At 71.1% G+C, this 19,874-nt stretch carries 21 protein-coding genes; 6 read left to right on the top strand and 15 right to left on the bottom strand.

The genetic code is table 11. The features are described 5' to 3' along the window. Positions 1 to 168 precede the first annotated feature (168 nt). Positions 169 to 939 carry an ArsR/SmtB family transcription factor gene (locus ACRC20_RS14290; protein WP_438687056.1) on the bottom strand — a complete coding sequence of 257 codons (771 nt, stop codon included), beginning with the start codon at positions 937 to 939 and terminating at the stop codon, positions 169 to 171. Positions 940 to 1,133: 194 nt separating this feature from the next. Here ACRC20_RS14290 and ACRC20_RS14295 point away from each other — a divergent pair, with 194 nt between their 5' ends. The 3 genes from ACRC20_RS14295 to ACRC20_RS14305 are packed head-to-tail and all read left to right on the top strand — an operon-like array spanning position 1,134 to position 3,147. Then, positions 1,134 to 1,493 (top strand): YciI family protein, encoded by a 360-nt coding sequence (locus ACRC20_RS14295; protein WP_438687057.1) that lies wholly within the window; start codon positions 1,134 to 1,136, stop codon positions 1,491 to 1,493. A gap of 29 nt (positions 1,494 to 1,522) precedes the next feature. Further along, entirely contained in the window at positions 1,523 to 1,891 is a 369-nt protein-coding gene (locus ACRC20_RS14300; RefSeq protein ID WP_438687058.1) for a YciI family protein, read from the top strand. Further along, positions 1,888 to 3,147, top strand: a complete 1,260-nt coding sequence (locus ACRC20_RS14305; protein ID WP_438687059.1) for an RNA polymerase sigma factor — start codon at positions 1,888 to 1,890, stop codon at positions 3,145 to 3,147. Before ACRC20_RS14300 ends, ACRC20_RS14305 begins: the two co-directional genes overlap by 4 nt. On the opposite strand, the gene ACRC20_RS14310 is transcribed toward ACRC20_RS14305, so the two are convergent. Then, a complete protein-coding gene (locus ACRC20_RS14310; protein ID WP_438687060.1) occupies positions 3,144 to 3,725 on the bottom strand; it encodes a helix-turn-helix domain-containing protein in 582 nt (193 codons plus the stop codon). The two genes, ACRC20_RS14305 and ACRC20_RS14310, sit on opposite strands and share 4 nt — an antisense overlap. Positions 3,726 to 3,792: 67 nt before the next feature. On the opposite strand from ACRC20_RS14310, the gene ACRC20_RS14315 reads away from it, so the two are divergent. Beyond that, on the top strand, positions 3,793 to 4,386 hold the full coding sequence (locus ACRC20_RS14315; RefSeq protein ID WP_438687061.1) for a class I SAM-dependent methyltransferase: 594 nt from the start codon (positions 3,793 to 3,795) through the stop codon (positions 4,384 to 4,386). Between the two features lies 1 nt (position 4,387). Here ACRC20_RS14315 and ACRC20_RS14320 read toward each other — a convergent pair whose 3' ends face one another. The 12 genes from ACRC20_RS14320 to ACRC20_RS14375 all read right to left on the bottom strand — a co-directional run bounded on the left by ACRC20_RS14320 (position 4,388) and on the right by ACRC20_RS14375 (position 17,786). Further along, positions 4,388 to 4,858, bottom strand: coding sequence for a hypothetical protein (locus ACRC20_RS14320; protein WP_438687062.1), 471 nt, complete (start codon positions 4,856 to 4,858; stop codon positions 4,388 to 4,390). A 50-nt stretch (positions 4,859 to 4,908) separates the two neighbouring features. Continuing rightward, positions 4,909 to 5,832, bottom strand: coding sequence for a type VII secretion protein EccE (gene eccE, locus ACRC20_RS14325; protein WP_438687063.1), 924 nt, complete (start codon positions 5,830 to 5,832; stop codon positions 4,909 to 4,911). Then, on the bottom strand, positions 5,829 to 7,184 hold the full coding sequence (mycP, locus tag ACRC20_RS14330) for a type VII secretion-associated serine protease mycosin (protein WP_438687064.1): 1,356 nt from the start codon (positions 7,182 to 7,184) through the stop codon (positions 5,829 to 5,831). The genes eccE and mycP overlap by 4 nt, the downstream gene beginning before the upstream one ends. Beyond that, positions 7,181 to 8,617 (bottom strand): type VII secretion integral membrane protein EccD, encoded by a 1,437-nt coding sequence (gene eccD, locus ACRC20_RS14335; RefSeq protein ID WP_438687065.1) that lies wholly within the window; start codon positions 8,615 to 8,617, stop codon positions 7,181 to 7,183. Before eccD ends, mycP begins: the two co-directional genes overlap by 4 nt. A gap of 23 nt (positions 8,618 to 8,640) precedes the next feature. Continuing rightward, complete coding sequence (locus ACRC20_RS14340) at positions 8,641 to 9,492, bottom strand: ESX secretion-associated protein EspG (protein ID WP_438687066.1); 852 nt, start codon at positions 9,490 to 9,492, stop codon at positions 8,641 to 8,643. Next, on the bottom strand, positions 9,493 to 9,780 hold the full coding sequence (locus ACRC20_RS14345) for a WXG100 family type VII secretion target (RefSeq protein ID WP_438687067.1): 288 nt from the start codon (positions 9,778 to 9,780) through the stop codon (positions 9,493 to 9,495). 28 nt (positions 9,781 to 9,808) lie between these two features. Beyond that, positions 9,809 to 10,105: a type VII secretion protein EsxS gene (locus tag ACRC20_RS14350; protein ID WP_438687068.1), complete on the bottom strand. Its 297-nt coding sequence runs from the start codon at positions 10,103 to 10,105 to the stop codon at positions 9,809 to 9,811. 49 nt (positions 10,106 to 10,154) lie between these two features. After that, complete coding sequence (locus ACRC20_RS14355) at positions 10,155 to 10,460, bottom strand: PE family protein (protein WP_438687069.1); 306 nt, start codon at positions 10,458 to 10,460, stop codon at positions 10,155 to 10,157. Next, entirely contained in the window at positions 10,457 to 14,482 is a 4,026-nt protein-coding gene (gene eccCa, locus ACRC20_RS14360; RefSeq protein WP_438687070.1) for a type VII secretion protein EccCa, read from the bottom strand. Before eccCa ends, ACRC20_RS14355 begins: the two co-directional genes overlap by 4 nt. Beyond that, entirely contained in the window at positions 14,479 to 15,975 is a 1,497-nt protein-coding gene (gene eccB, locus ACRC20_RS14365; RefSeq protein ID WP_438687071.1) for a type VII secretion protein EccB, read from the bottom strand. Before eccB ends, eccCa begins: the two co-directional genes overlap by 4 nt. A gap of 138 nt (positions 15,976 to 16,113) precedes the next feature. Continuing rightward, on the bottom strand, positions 16,114 to 16,587 hold the full coding sequence (locus tag ACRC20_RS14370) for a DoxX family protein (RefSeq protein WP_438687072.1): 474 nt from the start codon (positions 16,585 to 16,587) through the stop codon (positions 16,114 to 16,116). A 146-nt stretch (positions 16,588 to 16,733) separates the two neighbouring features. Next, positions 16,734 to 17,786 (bottom strand): alpha/beta hydrolase, encoded by a 1,053-nt coding sequence (locus tag ACRC20_RS14375; RefSeq protein WP_438687073.1) that lies wholly within the window; start codon positions 17,784 to 17,786, stop codon positions 16,734 to 16,736. Positions 17,787 to 17,911: 125 nt separating this feature from the next. Here ACRC20_RS14375 and ACRC20_RS14380 point away from each other — a divergent pair, with 125 nt between their 5' ends. Continuing rightward, entirely contained in the window at positions 17,912 to 18,583 is a 672-nt protein-coding gene (locus ACRC20_RS14380; protein WP_438687425.1) for a DUF222 domain-containing protein, read from the top strand. Positions 18,584 to 18,832: 249 nt separating this feature from the next. On the opposite strand, the gene ACRC20_RS14385 is transcribed toward ACRC20_RS14380, so the two are convergent. Next, positions 18,833 to 19,039, bottom strand: a complete 207-nt coding sequence (locus ACRC20_RS14385; RefSeq protein WP_438687074.1) for a cold-shock protein — start codon at positions 19,037 to 19,039, stop codon at positions 18,833 to 18,835. Between the two features lie 332 nt (positions 19,040 to 19,371). Between ACRC20_RS14385 and ACRC20_RS14390 the strand changes: the two genes are divergently transcribed. Then, positions 19,372 to 19,872 (top strand): DUF5994 family protein, encoded by a 501-nt coding sequence (locus ACRC20_RS14390; RefSeq protein ID WP_438687075.1) that lies wholly within the window; start codon positions 19,372 to 19,374, stop codon positions 19,870 to 19,872. Positions 19,873 to 19,874 lie beyond the last annotated feature (2 nt).

The following is a 19,874-nucleotide window of genomic DNA, read 5'->3' on the forward strand; positions in this document are numbered from 1 at the left end:
GCGCCGACGACGGGACCGACCACCCCGACGGCTTCGCCCGCCTCGCAGGCGACCACCCCGACGCCGACCTCGCCACCGAGACCGCCTGGCTCCGCCAAACCGCCAAACACTACGCACAGGCTCAGCGAGCCCCCGCTCCATCGCGCTGGGGGCCCGCTGAGCGGACGCTCACTCGCCCAAATGCCGCCACGGGATCTCGGAGAGGGGGCTGCCGGTCTCCAAGAGCGATTTGAGGTTGGACAGCACAGCGGGCCAACCGCCGCTGATCGCACGGAGCGCGGCCTCGTCGGGCAGGTTCTCGTGGGTGACGGTGAGCTGGACGATCGTGCCGTGGGGCTTGATGTCGAAGACCACCCGGGAGACCGCGTCCGGCGTCGACGGCTCGGCCCAGGTGGTCACGAGTTTGCGCGGCGGGTCGCTCGCCAGCACCGTGCCGACCACGTCGGCGACGCCCGAGCCGTCGGTCCGGCGGTGCTCCCACGGCGAGCCGACCTGCCAGTCCGAGATATTGCTATGGCCCCAGTAGCTCGCCGTGAGGTCGGCGTCGGTCAGCGCTTGCCACACTTTTTCCGGCGTGCTGTCGATGTAGGTGACGTAGACATAGCTAGGGATGACGGTCATGGATTCCTCCGCTCGTTGTTTGATGGCTTCGAGCGCCCGCAGGCGCGGACGCTCGAACGTGTCGATCCACCGCTGCCCGATCTCGTGCAGCGGCACGGGATTGAGGTAATGCAGTTTCTCCCGGCCCCGCCTGGCCACGGCGACCAAATTGGCGGCTTCGAGCACGGCCAGATGCTGGGTGGCCGCCTGCCTGGTCATCGCGATTCCTTCGCACAATTGGCCAAGGGTCTGGCCGTTCTGCTCGCGCAATCGGTCCAACAGGCTCCGCCGAGTCGGGTCGGCGAGAGCCTTGAAGACCTTGTCGGCTTCCGGTCGCACCCCTCCATTATGCAAGAAAATACTTGCATGTCAATGTCCGCGAAACGGAAGGCGCGTATCGTGTGCTGTGGATCACAGTCAAGAATCATTCCGAGTTGTCGATTTCGCCTTGGCCCGTTCGTCGCTTTGACGAGGCCGCCGAGGAGCGGCCACGGAGAACAAAAAAGACAGACAGTCCGAGAAAGGGCCCAGATATGAAGCAATACCTCCTCGCAGTCCACGGCTGCAACGACGCCCCCCTGCCCTCCCCGGAGGAGATGGAGAAGTTCTTCGGCCAAGTCGACAAGCTCAACAAGAAGCTGCAAGAGCAAGGGGCCTGGGTCTTCGCGGGCGGCCTCGAATCCGTCGAGACGGCCACCGTCGTGCGCAACGAGGCAGGCAAGACGACCATCACGGACGGGCCGTACGCGGAGGCCAAAGAGTTCCTCGGCGGCTTCTGGATCATCCGGGCGCAGGACCTCGACGCGGCCTTGCAATGGGCGGGCGAGGCTTCCGCCGCATGCGGGAACGCCGTGGAGGTCCGCCCCTTCCAAGACGAGCCCCAGCAGGACTGACCTCGTCGAAGAGAGAAGGAACGACGGCTATGGCGCAATACATGCTCTCCATCGTCTACCCGGAAGACGCCGTGCAACCGCCGCAGGACGAGCTCGCGGCGATCATGCGCGACGCTCGGGCAGTGACCCGGGAAATGCAGGACGCGGGCGTGTGGATCTTCTCCGCAGGCCTTGAGCCCGCCGACACCGCAGCAGTGGTGACCGCGCACCAGGACGACCTCGTGACCACCGTCGACGGCCCCTACGCGGAGACCAAGGAGCAGCTCGGCGGGTTCAACCTGGTCGAGGTCCCGGACCAGGCGGAGGCCCGGCGTTGGGCCGCCGAGGTCTCCCGCGCCGTCCGCTGCCCCGTCGAGGTCCGGGGCCTCGCCCCTGGGTGCGGCAACTCGTCCGAATGACCGCCGAGGGCGGCGCGGGTGACGTCGCCCGCGTGTTCCGAGCGGAGCACGGACGAGTCGTCGCCGGGCTGATCCGCGCCTTCGGCAGCATCGACGTCGCCGAGGACGCGGTGTCCGACGCGTTCGCGACCGCCCTTGAGAAATGGCCCGAGCAGGGCATGCCGCCCAATCCGGGCGCGTGGATCGCGACGACCGCGCGGAACCGGGGGCTCGACCGGCTGCGCCGCGAGAGCCGAGGCCGCCAGCTCGTGGTCAAGGCGTACCGGGAGAGCGGTCCGAGCAACGACGCGGAGCCCGCCGACTCGGCTGAGACCGAGGGGGGCGGCGTGCGGGACGACCGGTTGCGGCTCATCTTCACCTGCTGCCACCCCGCGCTCGCCGAAGAGGCCCGGATCGCGCTCACCCTCCGCCTGCTGGGCGGGCTCACGACCACGGAGATCGCCAGGGCCTTCCTCGTGCCCGAGGCGACGATGGCGGCTCGGATCACCAGGGCCAAGCACAAGATCCGCTCGGCGGGCGTCCCCTACCGGGTGCCCGCCGAGGCGGATCTGCCCGACCGTCTGCGCTCCGTGCTGGCCGTGCTGTATTTGGTCTTCACCGAGGGCCACTCGGCCTCGGGCGGGGACGGCCTCGTCCGAGAAGACCTCTGCGCCGAGGCGATCCGGCTCGGCCGTCTCGTGGCGGAGCTCATGCCGGACGAGCCGGAGGCGCTCGGGCTCGTGGCGCTGATGCTCCTCACCCGCGCCCGCAGCCGGGCGCGGACCCGCCCCGACGGGAGCCTCGTCCTCCTCGCGGACCAGGACCGGGGGCTCTGGGACCGGGCGATGATCGCAGAGGGCCACGCCGTCGTCCGCGAGTGCCTTCGCCGGTCGAGGCCCGGGCCGTACCAGGTCCAGGCCGCGATCGCCGCCGTGCACGCCGACGCGCCACGCGCCGAGGACACCGACTGGGCGCAGATCGTCGCGCTCTACGACCAGCTCCTGGCAGTCGCCCCGACCCCGGTCGTCGCGCTCAACCGCGCGGTCGCCATCGCGCAGACGGCGGGACCGGCCGCCGGGCTCGCCGCGACCGCCGGACTCGCCGAGCGGCTGCGCGAGTACCAGCCGTTCCACGCCGCACGAGGGGACTTCCTGCGCAGGCTCGGCAGGCGCGACGAGTCCGCCGACGCGTTCCGCGCGGCGCTCGCGCTCACCACGAACGCCGCGCAGCGGCAGTTCATCGAGGCCAGGCTCCGCGAAGCGGCTCCGCCCGGCTAGAGATCTGCGAGATCCGGGTCGCCGACGCCGCGCATCCGCTCTCCGTTCGGCCCGTAGATCCCGATGTACTCGACGGGCTCCGGGCCGGCGCTCGCGAGCCAGTGCGGCACGCGCGTGTCGAACTCCGCGACCTCGCCCGCCCGCATCACGAGGTCTTTGTCGCCGAGCACCAGCCGCAGCGCGCCGTTCAAGACGTAGACCCAGATATAGCCCTCATGCGAGCGCTGCTGCGGCACGGCCTCGCCCGAGCTGGGCGGATGCACGAACTTGAGCGCCTGCAGGCCGCCCGGCCTGCGAGTGAGCGGGACGACGACCTTGCCGTCCCTGCGGATGGGCCGCAAATGCACCCTCGGGTCGCCGGTCGGCGGCGCGTCGACGATCTCGTCCAGCGCGACGCGGTACAGCCTCGCGAGCGGCAAGAGCAGCTCCAGCGTCGGTTTCCGCTGCCCCGACTCCAATCGCGACAACGTGCTCGTCGTGATGGCGGTGGCTTCCGCGACATCGCGCAACGTCATCGAACGCCGCTGGCGCAGGAGGCGCAGCCGGGGGCCGATGGAGTCGAGCGGGGCGGAGTCCATCGGCCCATTATTGCAGTTCTCGCAATTTTTATTGCGGAAACGCGAGAGCGGCGGCACCATATCCGTTATGCGCGAGAACGAGTGGGACGAGCTGTACCGAGAACGCGGGCAAATCTGGAGCGGCCTGCCGAACGCGGCCCTCGTCGCCGAGATGACGGGGCACGCCCCCGGCCTCGCGCTCGACGTCGGCTGCGGGGAAGGCGGCGACGCTCGCTGGCTCGCCGAGCACGGCTGGGAAGTCGTCGCCGCCGACATCTCCTCCGTGGCGCTCGAACGCGCCGCCTCGGCCGTGCAGACGGGCGCGGTGACCTGGCTGCAGGCCGACCTCGTCGCGTCCCCGCCCGAACGCGGCAGGTTCGACCTCGTCTCGATGCAGTACTACCCGCTGCCCCTCGCCGCAGGCGAAGAGGGCGTTCGGGGCTTCCTCGACGCGGTCGCGCCCGGCGGCACGCTGCTGGTCGTCGGCCACGACATGGCGGGCCACGAGCCGCACGACGCCCGTTTCAACCCCGCCGACTACTACGCCCCCCGTCAGATCGCCGAGATCCTCGGCGACAAATGGACCGTCCTCGTGCACGAGCCCCGCCGTCGCGAGCGGGCGCTGCCGGACGGCCGCGAAGCGCCCGCCGACCTCGTGCTGAAAGCGGTCCGGGACAACTAGCTCAGCTGTCGCGCCTGCGCAGCGTCACGAGCATCGCGAACTGCCCCACGAGCGCGAACGCGTCGAAGACCGCCCGCGCGTATGGGAAGGCCGGGCGCAAGAGCCGCCCGTCCGGAGTGAAGAGGATGTACTCGAGCGACTTGGTCTGCGCGTCGGCCACGAGGAAAAGGATCACCGCGAGCAGCACGACCGGAAGGCCGATCCGGAACTGCCACGACCGCCACACCGATTCGGAGCTGCGCAGCAGCGCGTTCCCGCCCGCCGCGACCGCGACGGTCATCGCCACGACGAACAGCCACGGAGTCTGGGCTTTGATGTCCGGATGCGCGTTGAAGACGTACCCCCCGGTCATGAGGTCGATCGCGAGGAACACGCTGCAGGCCGCGATCGCTGCCGCCACCGCGACGGGGATCCAGAGCGCGCCCGGCCCGAACGAGTCTGTCGCGGCCCTGAGCCGATCGCCGATCTTCACGGACCACGATTCTTGTCGAGCGCGGAGCAAAGGTCAACCCGGCGCAACGGTCAACCGGCTCGGCGGGGCAGCAGGCTGGTCGAGCCGGGCGACAGGGCCGCGAGCACGGGCAGATGGGCCCCACGGTGCGGGCGCAGCCCTGCGGGCAGAAGCTCGACGGGCCCTTTCTTCCGCAACGCGCACGCGGCCGCGAGGCTCGGCGCCGCCCTTTGGCCGCCCTGCGCGGCCCCGGTGAACTCCAGCACCGTCCAGATCTCCTGGGCGGGGTACTCCGCGATGGCCGCGAGGCGCGCGTCGAGATCGCCCGCCGTGGACACCGCGTACGCGCCGACCCGCTCCCCGTCCTCGACCACGCCGTTCCAGTCCTCGACTCCCGCGCCCGCCAGGCTGGGCGCGTCGTCGGCATGGTCGGCGGCGAACCCTGCTTCGCGCAGTTGCGCCGCGAGCCTGCGCCGAGCCGCCTCGGCGAGCTCGCGCAATTCGATCCGCGCGTTGCGGGCCCGCAACGCGGCGAGGTTCTCCCGAGCGTCCACCACGAGCGTGATCCAGGCTTCTTGGCCGCCGTCGCCGAAGCTGTGGAAGGCTGCCCGCACGGCGGCGCACCGCACCCCGTAGCGGTCCAAGTAGCTCGCGACCAACGACAGCGGCAGCCAATCGGGGGCGCGCGCGCCCGACGGCGCGGCAACTCGGACCAGCGCCGCGACGCGTTCCGGGGCTTCCCCCGCAGGCACAGCGAAGCCCCGCCTGCGGCGCGCCAGCAGCGCGATCCGACGGCGCAGAGCCGTGGTGACATGCGTGCCGCCCCAGCTGCCGAGCACGAACAGCAGCGCGATCACGATGGCGGCGAGGAGCCAGCAAGCGGCGCGCCGCCGCCCGATGCAGTCGAAACCAGCACCGGCGAAACCGGCGGCGAAAACAAGCGCGAGAGCGAATGTCGCCCGCGCCCGGCTCGGTTTGGCAGGGGCAATGCTCATCGGGCTGCTCCTTTCCGGCGCCATGCCGAAACGGCCAAGACAACGCCGACCACGAGGACGAGGGCTGCGGCTCCGGCGAGCGCCACCGCCTTCGGCGCCGTCGGGTCCGCCGGCGCGGGCACGGGCGGCGCTATCTGCTTCACCGCAGCTCTGGGGGCTTGCGCGTCGCCTGCGGGCAGATCCCAGGTCAACGCCGCGAGCGGGTCGACAGTCCCCGCGCCGACAAGGCTGGACGGCAGGCGCGCCGCGTTGTGCGCGGACCGCGTGATCCGGCTCATCGCCTGATACGCGGTCAGTTGCGGATAACGGGACCGGACCAGGGCCGCGACGCCTGCGACGTACCCCGCCGCGTACGCGGAGCCGCGCACGGGGACAGGTTTGCCCTTTTCGTCGAGCAATGCGTTCGCGATAGCCGCGTCGGGAGCGTTGGACAGCGACACAACTGCCTCGCCCGGAGCCGCGACCGATGTCCATGGGCCCGCGAGCGCCGAGGCGGACGGCTGCCCCTGCGGGGTGAGCGAGGCCGCCGACAGCACGTACGGCTGCCAGAGCGACGGGACCGAGAGCGTCGCGGCCCCCGCCCAGCCTTGGCCTGCGAGAGGGTTCGCCGCGCAGTTCGGCTGGTCCGTGTCCCCGGCCGCAGCGACGACGAGCGCGTCCTTGTCCACGACCGCGTGGCGCAGCGCGGCCCCGACCGGCGCGAGGTCGATCGCGACGTCCGAGGGGACGCAGATGGCCGAGCTGATCACGATCACCGTCGCCCCGAGGTCGGCCGCGCGCGCCACCGCACGGGCGAGCGCCTGGACGCCTTCGGCGGCCTGCGCGAGCGTCGGGTTGTCGCCCGGCTCCTTCAGGTTGAACATCGCGGACCAGACGCGCAACGACAGGATCTTCGCCTCGGGGGCGACCCCGGTGAAGCCGTCGCCCGGCGCGGGCCTGCCGCCGACGATCCCGGCCACCAGCGTGCCTGTGCCGTCGCAGTCGTCCAGCCCGTCCGTCGTCCCGACGTAGTCTCCGCCGCCGACGAGGTGCGTCAGCCGGGGATTGCGGGCGACGCCGGTGCCGAGGACTGCGACGGTCTGCCCCTCCCCTCTCGTGAGCCGCTGCGCCGAGGGGAGGCCGAGGGCCGCTTGGTCCGGCGGCGTGCCGGTCAAGGCCTGGTCGGGGATTCCCCCGGCGAGGACGCAGGCGCGGCGCTGGACCATCGGCTGCGGCGGCGCGGGCGCGGTGTTCGCGGGCAGCGCGGCTGGGTCGACGACGGGCGGTCCGGCCAGCGGCGCGGCTGCGGCGGGGACGGCGGACAACGCGATTGCCGCCGAGGCGACGGCCAGGGCTCGCTTCGTCGCGCTCATCCGGCCAAAACCCACTGGAACACGCCGCACACGTACGCCATCGCGGGGATCAGCGACGCGTCCAGGGCGAGCGCGACAAGGCTCACCACTCGACGCACGGGCAGCGAGTAGCCTTCGGGGTCCGCGAGTTTCGGCCTCGCCGCGACCACCAGCCAGATCGCCGCGACCACGCCGAGCGCCGCGACCATGGCGAGCGCCAACGGCCATGCCCCCGCCCGGGCGGAGCCTGCCGCGCCGAGCACGCACGCGAGCGCGGGAGCCGTGACGAGCCACGCCTTCGCCGCGACGGCGGCGGGCACTCTGGCGCGCAATGCGGTGGCGGCGAGCGCGGCGAGCGCCACGTACGTCCCCCATGCGCCGGGCGCCGCCCCCGGCAAGCCCACCGCGCCGACGACCAGCGCGAGGGTCGCGCCCGCGACCACGCCGGTGTGCAGCGAAGCCGCGAAACGGGCCTTGCGCGGCAGACCGGCGAGGACGCCCTCCTCTGCCGGAGCGGGCAGCGGGTCGCCCGGCGCGGGCAGATCCGGCAGCGGCAGACGCGCGAGCAGCACCGACAACGACGGCGCGGCGACGGTGGCGGCCAAGCCGAACAGGATCAACGCGCACTGGGCCCCCGGCGACGAGAGCCCTCCGAGGACCCTGGCGGCAGACACGATCAAGACGGCGAGCGCGAAGGCCGCCGTCCCCGCGAAGAACGCCACAGCGCGCGGGGCCGCGCCCCGCCGGGCGGGCAGGAGCACGCAGAGCGCCGACCACGCGGCTGCCGCAGCTGCGGCGAGCAGGACGTGCGGGGCGCCGAACACGCCGGGGACTGCGGCAGCGGCGGCGCACACCACGGCGAGCAAGGCCGCGACGGACAGCGCCACGACGGCGCGCGGCGCGCGGGACCGGGCAAAGAGGCTGGCCGCAACGGCGACCGCCGCGACGGCGCCGAGCGCGCACCGCGCGGGCACGCCGCCGCCATGGCGCCACCACGCGGTTGCGACGATCGCGGCGAGCAGCAAGAACACCACCGCTGTCGAACTGGCGATCCGCTGGACGACATCGGCGCTCCACTCGGGCCCGATACGCGCACCGGCGAGCGCCGCCGCGTCCGCGACATCCTCCACCACGCTGGCGGCGGCAGGCCCGGCGGGCAACGGCTGCAGCACGAGCACGTCCCCGTCCACGATCCCGACCGCGTCCAGTGTCGCGTCGAGGCTGAACGGCGCGCCGCCGAGCGGCGCGAGGCTGAGCCGCCTCCCACCGGCTGCCGCCGTGCCTTCGTCCGCCGGTCCCGGCGCGACCAGACGGCGGGTGGCCGGGACGATCTCGCGCAGCGGCAGGTCGGTCGGCAGCGCCACATCGGCCAGCTTCCCGTCGCCCAGCACGGCCACCCGCACCAACGACGGCGTCCCCTCCCATGTCTGGGCCAGGGTCGTACCCTCGGTCATCGAACCTCTTTCCATCTGTCGATCTACATTGCTTCGGCGAACACGTCTTCGGCAAGCGCGGCGAGCGCCGCCGCGATCGCCGCCGTGGTCCCCGGCGAGAACGTGGAGAGCCACTGGCCGTCGGGAGCCTTGGACGGAGCCACGAGCACCCGGCCCGCCACAGTGTCGAGCACGCCGATCCCGATATCCGCCGCTGTTCCAAGACGAGCCGTCTCCGGGTGCGCCGCGCGGTCGGGCGACACGGACGAGATCTCCACGAACGAGCGAGGCCCCGCGAGCATCGCCGCGAGCGTGTCGCGGGCCTCGTCTGGAAGGTCCAGCCCGGCCAGCACCCGCTGGGCCGGGGCGCCCGCCCGCAACCGCTCGTCCGCCAGGGCTCCGTCCGCCGTCGGCAGCGAGAACTGCCGGAATGTCGCAGGCTCGGCCCCCGGCAAGCCCGCCGTGAGAACGCTGGCGAGCGTCCTCGGGTGCGCGGGGCCGAGATTGGTGAGCGTCACGAGCGCGCCCGCCCGCATGGCGACCACGGTGGAGTCGTCGCGGCAGACGACGACGGTCCGCAGTTGGTCCGCGCGCCCAGTGGGCGCGGCCGAGCCCGCGCGGACCGTGCGCGCCTCGAAGCTGCCCGTCTCCCCGCGCCGCCGAGCGGCGCACACCGCCCGCACCCATGCCGCGACGCGCTGGTCGACGTTCCCGTCCGAGTCGAGCACCCCGAGCCCTGCGAGCTCCTGGCGCAGCCCGTCGATGATTTTTCCTGCGACGAGCGGATTGCCGAACGGCTGGGTGATCGCGAGCGGCCACGGGTATTCGCCCGCGCCGACCAGATCGGCGACGAGCCAGGCCTGGGCGGCGGTGAGCTCGACCGCGTCAGAGCTCATTCACACCCACTTGGCGCCCTCGGCCATATCGCGGGCGTTCATGGAGAGGGTGTTCTGCTCGTGCGAGCTCGCCATCGCCCGGTAGGCCATGACCAGCTCCTCCATGCTCTGGTTCCACCGGGCCTGCCAGCCCTGGTAGCTGGTCCCGGTGTCGCCCTGCCATGCGCCCGCGAGCGAGGCCTGCTCGCTCGCCACGTCGGAGCCGACCACCTGCAGCGTGGCGGCGTAGCCGTTCATCTCGGCGGCCTGCGCGAGCATCGCGGGGTAGGTGTACATGATTTGGGTCATTGCGGTGTCCTTCCGAAGAGTTGCTGGGTCAGATGACGTTGTAGCCAGAGGCCGCCGCGGCGAGGTCCTCGGCGACGTAGGTGCTGCTCGCGTCGGCGAGGTTGGCCTGCGCGATGTCCAAGAGGACGTTCACTTTGGCGGCAGCCTCGACGAACCGGGCGTGCGCGGCCTGGAAGGCGGCGGACGACTCGCCCATGTGGAACGCCTGCGCGCTGATCGCGGCTTGTTCCGCCTGGGCCATCGTGGCCCGCATCAGCGCGGTCTTGGCGCCGAACGCGGCCTCGGAGGCGATCAATTGGGGGACGTGAGCGTCGAGCAAGCTCATGGTGTTTCTCCTTTTCTTGTGGATGCGGTCTCGTGCGGTTTCGGTCTGGTCAGATTTCGAGCGCGTAGGCCGCGGCGGCGGCGAGGTCGCCTTCTTGGTAGCTGAGCCCGGAGTCTGCGACGGCGAGGCTGGAGCCGCCCAGCTCGGCGACGCCGGTGGCGCCGGAGGCCTGCCGCCCGGCCCCGCTGGCGGAAAGCTCTGCGGCAGCTGTGATCGAGACCGAGTCGATCGCGGGCGGGACGACCGCCGTGACGACCGGGGCCGCGACCACGTGCGCGGCGGCGAGCCGGGCCGTGATCGCCTCGACGAGCGTGCTTGTGGCGGCCATGCCTTCGGGCAGGGTGCGCAAAATCATCGGCGGCCTTCCTTCCTGTTCTCAGAGCTCTGCGCGTTCGCGAGCTGGATGAAAGCGGGGACGTCGTCGTCGCCCACCAGCACCGCCCGGCCGGGCGGAAGACGGGAGAAGCGGTGGCCTCGGACCTTGCCGCTGTCGTGCGGGTTGCCGGAGAGCATGAGGGTCGTCGCCTGCAGGTCGACCAGTCCCCGCAAGAGCGAGTTGGTCATGACCGTGTGCCCCGAGCCTGCGGCCCTTGCCGTGACGACGACCCGCAGCCCGAGGTCCGCCGCAGAGGCGAGGAGGCCGACGATCCCGGCCCAGGGGCGCTGCCCGATATGCGGCCCGCTGAACGCGGGGGCGTCGGGGATCTGGTCCGCGTCGTCGATCAGGAGGTAATGCGTCTGTCCTGGGTCTTTCGCCGTGGCGGGGAACCGCCAGTCGCGCAGCTGCTGCGCCGTGAGGCCAGCGGGCGGGCGGCGTTTCTCCATGAGCGCGGCGAGCCCCAGCATCGCCGGGATGACCCGGTCGAGGTGCGTGGTGTGCTCGTTGTCCTCGAAGAGCGGCTCGTCCACCAGGCGCAGCCGCCGGTCGACGACGGTGAGCGCGACCTGGTCCGCCCTGCTGTTGTCGCGCACCGACCGGATGATGTGCCGCAGGAGGGTGGTCTTCCCCGAGCCGCTGTCGCCGAGGACCAGCAGGAGCGGGTGCGCGGCGAAGTCCACCACAGCCGGGGCGAGGTCTTCCTCGCGCAAGCCGACGACCACGAGGTCGCGGGCGGGCAGCACGGGTTCGAGCGAGGCGGGTTCGAGCGAGGCAGGCAGGACCCGCACCCGGGGCGCGGCGAGCCCTGGATAACGCGCGCCCAGCTCGCGCACCGCCTCGGCCACAGCGGCGGTGAGCCCTTCTGCCGAGTCGGCCGTGTCGAGCCTCGGCGCGGCGATGAGGAAGTGCTCCGCCGCTGTGGTGATCCCCCGGCCCGGCTGGTCCGCCGGGACCGACTCCGCCGGTTTGCGCAGCGCCTCGGGGTCGCGGACGTTGCTGTCGCGAGGGTCGGTGAGGCGGAGCTCCAGCCGCAGGCCCAGCCCGTCGCGCATCGCGAGGGGCACGTCGAGCCAGTTCGAGACGGTCACAAGGACGTGGATCCCATAGGCCAGCCCCGAAGTCGCGAGCTCGGAGACCTCGGCGAGCAGCGGGTTCTTCGTGGTGAACTGGTCGGTGTTCGCCCTGCTGAACGCAGTGAGGTCGTCGAGCAGCAGGAACACGTCGCCGAATCCGTCCCGAAGGGCGGGCTCGTTGGCTCGGCGCTCGCGGAACTCGTCGACCGAGGCGACCGAGTGGTCGCGGAACAGCTGCCTGCGTGCGGCGAGCAGTTGGCGCAGCTCCGCGAGTATCCGGCGGACCAGCTCCTCGTCGTGCGGGGAGGCGACCGCCGAGACGTGCGCGAGCGGCGCGAGCGCGGCGAGCCTGCCGCCGCCGAAGTCGAGGATGTGGAATTGGACGTCCTCCGGGGAGCACGCCGCCGCCCCGGCGAGGACCACGGTCATGAGCGCGCTCGACTTCCCCGACTTGGGGCCGCCGTGGATCGCGATGTTGCCCGCTGCGGAGGCCGCGTCGAAGACGAGCGGGTCGCGGCGCATGAGGAACGGGCGGTCGATCTCGCCGATGGGCCAGCGCAGCGGCGCCGCTGGTGCTCCGCCGGTCGCCGACCGGCCGATCAGGCCGCCAAGCGAGATCGGGGCGTCGAGCGGGGCCAGCCAGAGCTCGGGAGCCTTGGGCCCCAGCTCCGCGAGCTGCTCGCCGATGACGCTGACCAGCTTGCGCGCCCTCGTGAGGGAAGCGGGCACGACTAGCTGCGCATGCTGCTCGGCCGGGGCCTCGTCCTGGTCCGGCTCTGCCCATGCGGCGGTGAAGCGTTTCGGCTCGATCGCGGCGTACGGCGCGGCTGCGGCTGCGGCCTTGGGCGGCTCGTACACCCCGTCGACGTACGAGGCCCGGAATTTGACGGGCGCCGCCCCCGGCGAGGGCACGAAGTAGCCGATGCCTTTGTGCTCTTTGCCCGATTCGATGTGGTACGCGTCTTCGACCCCGATGACCTGCCGCGAAGCCGCCGCGCTCGCGACTTTCAACCCGATCCGGTACGAGGTGTTCTTGTCGATGTCCTTGATCCGCCCGATGTCGAGGGTCTGCGAGGCGAAGAGGATGTGGACGCGCAGCGAACGCCCCTTGCGCGCGACCATGTCGAAGAGCTCCGCGTACTCGGGGTGGTCGGCGAGCATGAGGGTGAACTCGTCCGCCACGACGAAGAGCGTGGGGATCGGCGGGAGGTCGTGGCCGTGCGCGATGGCGTTCTCGTATTCGGCGACGGAGTTGAACGCGCTCCCCTGCGCCTGCCTGCCCGCCTCGCGCAGCAGCTGCTCGCGGCGGGCGATCTCGCCGCGCAGGGTGTCCGCGAACCGGTCCGCGAGCGAGCGCTTCTCGGCCATGTTCGAGATGACGGCGACGACCTGCGGGAAATCGCGGAAGATGTCGGCGCCCGCCTCGCCTTTGAAGTCCAGGTAGATGACGATGAGCCGGTCCGCCGGATGCGTGGCGAGCAGGGAAAGCAGGATCGCCATGATGGTCTGCGACTTGCCGGACCCGGTCATGCCGATCATGAGCCCGTGCGGCCCCATGCCGCCCTCGGCCTCGTCTTTGAGGTCGAACATGAGCGGCTCGCCCGTGCTCGTGACGCCGATCGGCACCCGGAGCTCGTGCTCGCGGGGCCTGCTGGCCCAGAGCGAGGTCATGTCCAGGTCGGCGGCGTCGCGGATGCCGAGCAGCGCGGAGAAGCCCGAGGCGTGCGCGCCCGCGCCCCGCGAGTCCGAGGCGACGGGGCCGGAGTCCCATCGCGCCAGCCGTCGGGCGAGATGCGCCGCCTCCGCCGCGCCAAGCGTGTCGGCTTCCGCGACGAAATCGCGCCACATGCCGCGCTCCCACCGCCGCAGGGCGCCGCCTTCTGCCTTGAGGACGAGCCGCGCGGGGTGGTCGGGCTCGTCGTCCGACGGCTCCTGCTCGGCCCTGCGCACAATGACGACGCCCGCGAGCCCTTCGGGGGGCAGGAGCGTCTCGGGCCGCCAAGCCGGGTCGTCCACGACGACCAGCACATGGCCGAGCGCGTCGGCGATGAGGCCGGGCAGCGCCGCCGGGTCGGCGGCGAGCCTGCGAGCGGGTCCGAGCCCGTCCGCCTTGCCGGGGATGTCGGTGTGCGGGAGCCATTTCAGCCACGACCACGCGGGCGATTCGAGCTCGGGGCTCGCTGCGGCGACGGCGAGGACGGCAGGGTCGTGCCAGGTCGTCGCGGCGGCGACCCACGCGGCGACAGCCGCGCGGACCTCGTCCGCCGCGCCGTGGACGACGATCTCCTTCGCCTTGGCGAGGTCGATGGCCACCGGAACGCCGCTGAGCTCGCGATGCGCGTCGAGGAGCGCCGCGAGGCTGGTCTGGCACACCGGCTCGAGGTCTGCCTCTTCGCCGCTCTCGCCGACTCGGAGCGTCGCGGCGGCGGGCACGGAGCCGAAACCGACGCGCACGGCGAGGAAGTCCGCGTCGCCGAGGTCTCGCTCCCACTGCCGCCGGGTCCCGACGATCTCGGCGAGCTCGCCGGGCGCCGGGTGCGACCATGCGAGCGCCGCGCGTTGCGCGGTCGCGGCAGCCCGGGCTTCGCGGCGGACTCGGGAGAGATAGCGCAGGTAGTCCGCGCGCTCGTCGTCCACTTCGGCGACCGGCGTCCCCGAGTTCGAGCCTCGGAAGATGCCCGTGGCGGCGAGGAGCAGCACGAACGGGAAGAATAACGTCTGCGGGGTGATCAGGCGCAGCCCGGTTGCGACCATCGCGACGACCATGCCGACGACGAGGAGGCCGATCACCCACGGCATCGCGCGGCGCATCAGCGAGGGCGGGACGAGCCTTGGCAGCTCGGGCGGCGGCTCGACCACGATCACCCCGGACCGGGCGGGCGGGGCGGGCAGCCTGCGCTTGGCCTCGAACAGGACACGGGTCACTTGGCCGCCTCCGCTTCCGTCACGCTGTCGTGGGCGAGGAGCGCGTCGGCCCGCGAGAGGGCAGGACCAGCGGCGAGAAGGCGCAGGATCGACCACGGGACTGGCACAGCGGGGCCGCCCAAGCCGAGGGCCTCGAGCGTTTTCCCGCCCTTGTCGGTCGTGTCGAGGCCGTAGCGGACGCCCGTGTCGGAGACCCAGAACATGGCCTCTCGCGTCGGGGACGCGGGCTCTTGGCCGACGACTTGGGCGAGGTAGCCCGCGCCGGGCGCGACCACAACGCGATCCGCTGTTCCGGGAGCCCCCGCCGCGACCAGGTCCACCGCCCGGTCCGGCGCGACAGCGGGCAGCGCCGCGCCGGAGAGCAGGGCGAGCGTCGAGACTGCCGCCGCCGCAGGCTTCGACCATTTGGCGCACAGCACCGGCTCGGCTGCGGGGTCGACGATGCGCACGGGGTCCGCCGGGTACACGGACGTGTCGATCCTGTGGACGACGGGGATGCGGGCGATCTGGTCGGGGGCCAGCAGCGGCGGGACGGCGAGGCCGTAGGAGTCGGTGTTGCGCAGGATCGCGGCGAGCACCCTCGGGACCGGTTGCAGGCCGTCCTGGAGCACGGCGTAGTTCTGCGTCCGCCCGTCGAGGGTCCGCGACGCGACGACCGAGCCGACGGGATGGCCAAGGGCGAAGCGGGGCGCCCCGCCCGCGCCAGGGATCGCGGGGGCGGCGAGCTGCGGCCCTTCGGGGATGACGTCGATCAACGCGTCGGACAACAGGCGCGGCGCGGGCGAGCCGGAGTCGAGGCCCAATGCCGAGGCGACCGCGTGGTCGTCGAGGTCGACTTCGGCGCGGCGGCCGTCCCAGACGAGCCATGTCGCCGTTCCGGTCCGGGCGAGCACCGCGCGGTCGGCGGGCAGCGCGGCGGCGCCCTTGTCCGCGGCCGCGCTGTCCGCGACGGCTTGCCCCGCGATCACCGTGACCACGGGCTTTGTGCCGCGCGCGGGTTGCGCCGCCGCGTCGCACACTGCCCACTGCGCATCGCGCTCCGGGCTTTGCGCCATGCGCTCTGGCGCTCCGGGGATGCCGAGGACGTTCCCCCTGCGGTACTGGTCCAGCTCGGCTCCGCGCACCCAAGCGGGATCCTCGGCCCTGCCGACGATGAGCCGGGCGGAGGCGAGGTTGAGCACCGGGTGCACGGTGTCGCCGAGCCGGAGGTACAGCGCGGCGGTGGCTTTGTCCGCGAGCACGGCGTGCTCCTTGGCCGCGCCGACCGGACTGATCAGCGAGAACACGAAACAGCCCACGACGCCCGCGACGAGGAGCAGAAGCCCGAGGCCGAACGCTCGGGACTGCGAGCGCAACGGCTCGACCAGCATTCTCGTGTCGTGCAATGCCACGCCCGAGGCGGCGCGGCGGAGCGCGAACCGCCAGCCGGTCACCTGGTGCCTGGTCACAAAGCCGCGTCGGAGCTCGGGGCGTTCCCCGACGGCGTGCGACACGATGACCTCCAAAGCATGGTTAGGCTTAGCTGAGTTAGGTAAGCATTACATAAATGCCCACCCGAGGCAACTCGCGAGACCGCAGCGACGAAAAAGGGCCGGCCCATACGGGCCGGCCCTTTCGGTCAGTCTTCTCGCTCAGTCTTTTTTGGCGAACCACTCCGAACGCTTGAACACGATCGCGTCCAAGCTCAGGCGACCTGGGCCGGTGACCGTGATCAGCAGCGCGACCAGCAGGAAGAGGAAGGCGGGAGCGCCCGCCCACGCCGTCGCGGGCCCCGGGTCGAACAAGTTCGTCAGGCCGCCGCTGAAGTGCGGGCCATTGAAGACGTGCCCCGGCGCGGTCAGCAGCGCGCCGACGAAGCCGATCACGGCCACAAGCCCGGCCACCGGCGTGAGCAGGCCGAGGGCCAGCAGGACGGGGGCCACGAGCTCGGCCGCGATCGCGACAGCCGCCGAGACGCCGGGGAGCGGGACGCCCATCTGGTCGAAACTCGCGACCACGTTGGAGAACCCGTAGTCATGCACCTTCTGCCACCCGTGCGGGATCAGCGCGGCCGCGAAGCCCAGCCGCCCCAAGAGCAATCCGATGTCACGAACCTTGTCGGACATTTTCCATCCTTTCATCATCGACACGCCTCGCTGCGAGGGTTGTGCGCCACGTTTCCACACGGAGCTTGAATGTTCAAGTTGCGATTTTGACGGATTATTCCCCATCGAGCCCGACACCGCGTCGACTTGGTCACAGGCAGGGCCCCTCAGGCCCCACGCACGGCGAGGTCGGGGCGGCCCGCGAGCACGCAGGCCATGTTGTATCCGGTGATGCGCAGCTGCCCGTTCTCTCCGAGCCTCGGGTAATCGGCATGCCCCCAGGCCCGGTCGTGCTGCTGCCCGTCCCCCGGCCCGACCGAGGCGCGCGTCGAGAGCCGCTGGATCCAGGGGGCCTCGACCACAGAGCCGCCGAACCAGCTGCCCGCCCTGCGGATCATGTCGCCCTCCGCCAGCATGGCGAACACATGGCCCGGCTCAAGGCGGAGCTTGCGGGCGGATGCGGCCCGGATCCCCGGCGATCCGAAAAAGACCACGTCTCCGACCACGCCTTTCGGCAGCCGCCGCAAGGCGAACGATGTGGTGAGCGAGCCGTAGGAATGCCCGAGCGCGGTGACCGAAGGCCGCTCGGGCGCGCCGGAGCCCGCGAAACGGAGCCACCGAAGGAACTGGGCGAGCTCCACCGCCCCCCGTTTCGCCCGCTCGGCGCTCAAGAGGCGCACCGCGCCGACCGCGCCGTCGCCCCAGCCCGGGCCGAACCTCCTGCTCTGCAGCATGGTGAGGTCGAGCTCGGCGTGCGGCGTCTCGTAACCGATCCAGCCCACGCATGCGACCGTCTCGCCCGACCCCTGGCCGCGCAGGATCGCCGTCGCGCAGTCCCGCAACGCCTTCGCCTCGCGGGCCATGTCCACCATGCTGCGCCCCGGCGTCGTGTTCATCCCGGGCACCGCGACGGAGACCCGGTCCGCCACGTCGACATCGCCGATCGCGATCGCCGCCTTGCCCCGCGCGCCGAACCGCATGTCCAAAAACACGAGCCGCGCCTCCGGATCTTCGGCGAGGGCGCGCTCGATGGCTTCGAGATCTTCGATTTTGCGCAGCGCGTACCACAGGTCGGAGCCCCGGTTGTTGAACCAGCCGGGGAAACGCTGCGCCGCGAGCACGTTCCGCAGCCTGTCCCGTTCCGCCTCCAGCCGCGCGCGTTCGACGACCAGCAGTTCGCGGTTCTCCTTGTCGAGCGAGGTTGCGGAAGGGGCCGACATCTCTTGTGCGTTTCCTTCCTGACCGCGCGACCGGATGACGTTGGGAAGTCTATTGGAGCGGGCTAGCGCGGCGGTGCTCCGTGGCGGCGGAACTCCGCGAACGCCTCGACGCCATCGCGCGCACGGTGTGCCCCGACGACCCGCGCCCCATCTTCACCCGCCACAGCGACGCGTTAGCTGTCCTCGGCGAAGAGCACCAACTCGCCTGCCAATGCGGCAAACCGTCCTGCAAGGCAGCGCAGAGACCCACGCGGCACGCCAAGAACATCGAACTCGTCGTGCAACTCCCCGCGTTGATCTCAGGCGAGGACATCCCCGCGCTCCTCGACGGCACCCCGATTGACCCCGAACTCGCACGCATGCTCGCCAAAGCCGCCAAACACATCCGCTTCACCACCACGCCAGACCAATCTCCCCCACTCGCTAGCGCTCGCGGGAGGTACCCCCAACCCACACCGGCCCTCGAAACCCACGTCAACACACGAGACTCGCACTGCCGATTCCCCGGCTGCCACCGAAGAGCACGCACCGAACTCGACCCTCCCCCACGGCCCCGAGGGGGCCGCGGGCGGTACCCCCACATCCCGTTCAACCACGAGCACCCGGAATCAGGCGGACAAACAATCCCCGAAAACCTCAAACGATTGTGCAGACACCACCCTCCCCCACTCGCAGAACTCGTGGGAGGTGCCCCCAGAGCCAAAACACACGGCCACTGGCAAGACCGTCAAGAACCCGACGGAACCGTCCACTGGACCAGCCCAACCGGCCAGCACCACACCACCACCCCAGGCTGATCTAGCGCGCCCTGCGTCTCCGCGAATTCTTCCCATGTGCGGATGCGGCGACAGGCGCCCTCCGAGCCGGAGGCTGGAAAAACGCGTCGTCGCGCTCCGGATAAGCCTTTTCGACAGGCTCGCTCGGGGCGAGGAACACCACCGGCTCGGGAGTCACAGATATTTCGCTGAACTCCTGCGGCGGCGGGCTGCATGAGAACAGCAGGCCTGCGCGGTCGTGGTGCTTTTCTTCACGTGCGAAAGAATCGGTCAAAGCGCCACCACAGCAACGGCTTGCGGACCGCGCGGGCCGGACTCGACCTCGTACTCCACTCGCTGGCTCTCTTTGAGGATGATCGACGCGTCGCTGTCGCCGATCCCAGAGGAGTGGACGAACACGTCTTTGCCGCCATCGCTCGGGGCGATAAAGCCGTATCCCTTTTCTTCGTTGAACCATTTCACAGTGCCTTGAGGCATAAGTACGCTTCCTTCGCGTCGGAAAAATCAGAGCGGTGCTCCAGCTCTGGGCCGCGGGGGAATTGTGAGACTCACTCGGTTTCGTACCGCCCGCCGCGTAAAAAATCTCGCGAGCTAATCACCAAGAATCTAAACCAATTTCAAGGTACCACACTCTCAGGAAAAATGTGAGGGAGAGTTCCGGAACGAACCTCCGCCGCGATCACGATGGCAAGACGGGCGGCGAAGTCGGCGTAGAGTGGTCAAGTCAGCGGATATCGCGCTTGGCCGCGCTGGCCACTCCGTCGTTGGCGTGAAGCCGGTCGGGCCACGGCCGAGGCAGGAGCGTCTCGATGTCGCGGACACCAAAAACCCAACTCGAACAGCCCCTTCGGCTCCGACTGAAGCCGGAGCCCTGGACCCTGGGGCCCGTCGACGGCGCGTGGTGGCCGCGCAGCCGCGCCCTGCCCGTCGAGCTCCTCGGCCTGCTCCCGACGCTCTCCGAGCAGATCGGCCATATCAGCGGGGTGATATACGACCCGCGCGAGTGGCTGTCCGGCACGAAATTCGTCGTCTCGCAGGAGGGACCCATCAGGACGACCGCGTCCCCGTACCAACCGCCGAACACGATGCACGTCGTGGGCCAGAACAATAAAAAACTCACCCTGCTCGTGATTCCGCACCGCATGAACTCTGCGGACGCCGACTTGATCATGTCGAACGCGGCGAGCTTGGGCAACGCCGAAGCCCCCGACAAACTGCTGGCAATCCGAGTGCCCGACAGCACGCCCCGGCAGGACATGATCCGACAGCAGCGGCAATGGGTCAAAGACTGGAGCGAGCTGGGCAAATAACC

It is taken from the genome of Segniliparus sp., assembly GCF_051660745.1.
Classification (GTDB): domain Bacteria; phylum Actinomycetota; class Actinomycetes; order Mycobacteriales; family Mycobacteriaceae; genus Segniliparus.

Excerpts from the sequence above, each read along its gene's own strand:
- ACRC20_RS14295 (WP_438687057.1), top strand. The coding sequence starts at position 1,134 with ATGAAGCAATACCTCCTCGCAGTCCACGGCTGCAACGACGCCCCCCTG.
- ACRC20_RS14300 (WP_438687058.1), top strand. The coding sequence starts at position 1,523 with ATGGCGCAATACATGCTCTCCATCGTCTACCCGGAAGACGCCGTGCAA.
- ACRC20_RS14305 (WP_438687059.1), top strand. The coding sequence starts at position 1,888 with ATGACCGCCGAGGGCGGCGCGGGTGACGTCGCCCGCGTGTTCCGAGCG.
- ACRC20_RS14310 (WP_438687060.1), bottom strand. The coding sequence starts at position 3,725 with ATGGACTCCGCCCCGCTCGACTCCATCGGCCCCCGGCTGCGCCTCCTG.
- ACRC20_RS14315 (WP_438687061.1), top strand. The coding sequence starts at position 3,793 with ATGCGCGAGAACGAGTGGGACGAGCTGTACCGAGAACGCGGGCAAATC.
- eccE (WP_438687063.1), bottom strand. The coding sequence starts at position 5,832 with ATGAGCATTGCCCCTGCCAAACCGAGCCGGGCGCGGGCGACATTCGCT.
- mycP (WP_438687064.1), bottom strand. The coding sequence starts at position 7,184 with ATGAGCGCGACGAAGCGAGCCCTGGCCGTCGCCTCGGCGGCAATCGCG.
- eccD (WP_438687065.1), bottom strand. The coding sequence starts at position 8,617 with ATGACCGAGGGTACGACCCTGGCCCAGACATGGGAGGGGACGCCGTCG.
- ACRC20_RS14340 (WP_438687066.1), bottom strand. The coding sequence starts at position 9,492 with ATGAGCTCTGACGCGGTCGAGCTCACCGCCGCCCAGGCCTGGCTCGTC.
- ACRC20_RS14345 (WP_438687067.1), bottom strand. The coding sequence starts at position 9,780 with ATGACCCAAATCATGTACACCTACCCCGCGATGCTCGCGCAGGCCGCC.
- ACRC20_RS14350 (WP_438687068.1), bottom strand. The coding sequence starts at position 10,105 with ATGAGCTTGCTCGACGCTCACGTCCCCCAATTGATCGCCTCCGAGGCC.
- ACRC20_RS14355 (WP_438687069.1), bottom strand. The coding sequence starts at position 10,460 with ATGATTTTGCGCACCCTGCCCGAAGGCATGGCCGCCACAAGCACGCTC.
- ACRC20_RS14370 (WP_438687072.1), bottom strand. The coding sequence starts at position 16,587 with ATGTCCGACAAGGTTCGTGACATCGGATTGCTCTTGGGGCGGCTGGGC.
- ACRC20_RS14375 (WP_438687073.1), bottom strand. The coding sequence starts at position 17,786 with ATGTCGGCCCCTTCCGCAACCTCGCTCGACAAGGAGAACCGCGAACTG.
- ACRC20_RS14385 (WP_438687074.1), bottom strand. The coding sequence starts at position 19,039 with ATGCCTCAAGGCACTGTGAAATGGTTCAACGAAGAAAAGGGATACGGC.
- ACRC20_RS14390 (WP_438687075.1), top strand. The coding sequence starts at position 19,372 with ATGTCGCGGACACCAAAAACCCAACTCGAACAGCCCCTTCGGCTCCGA.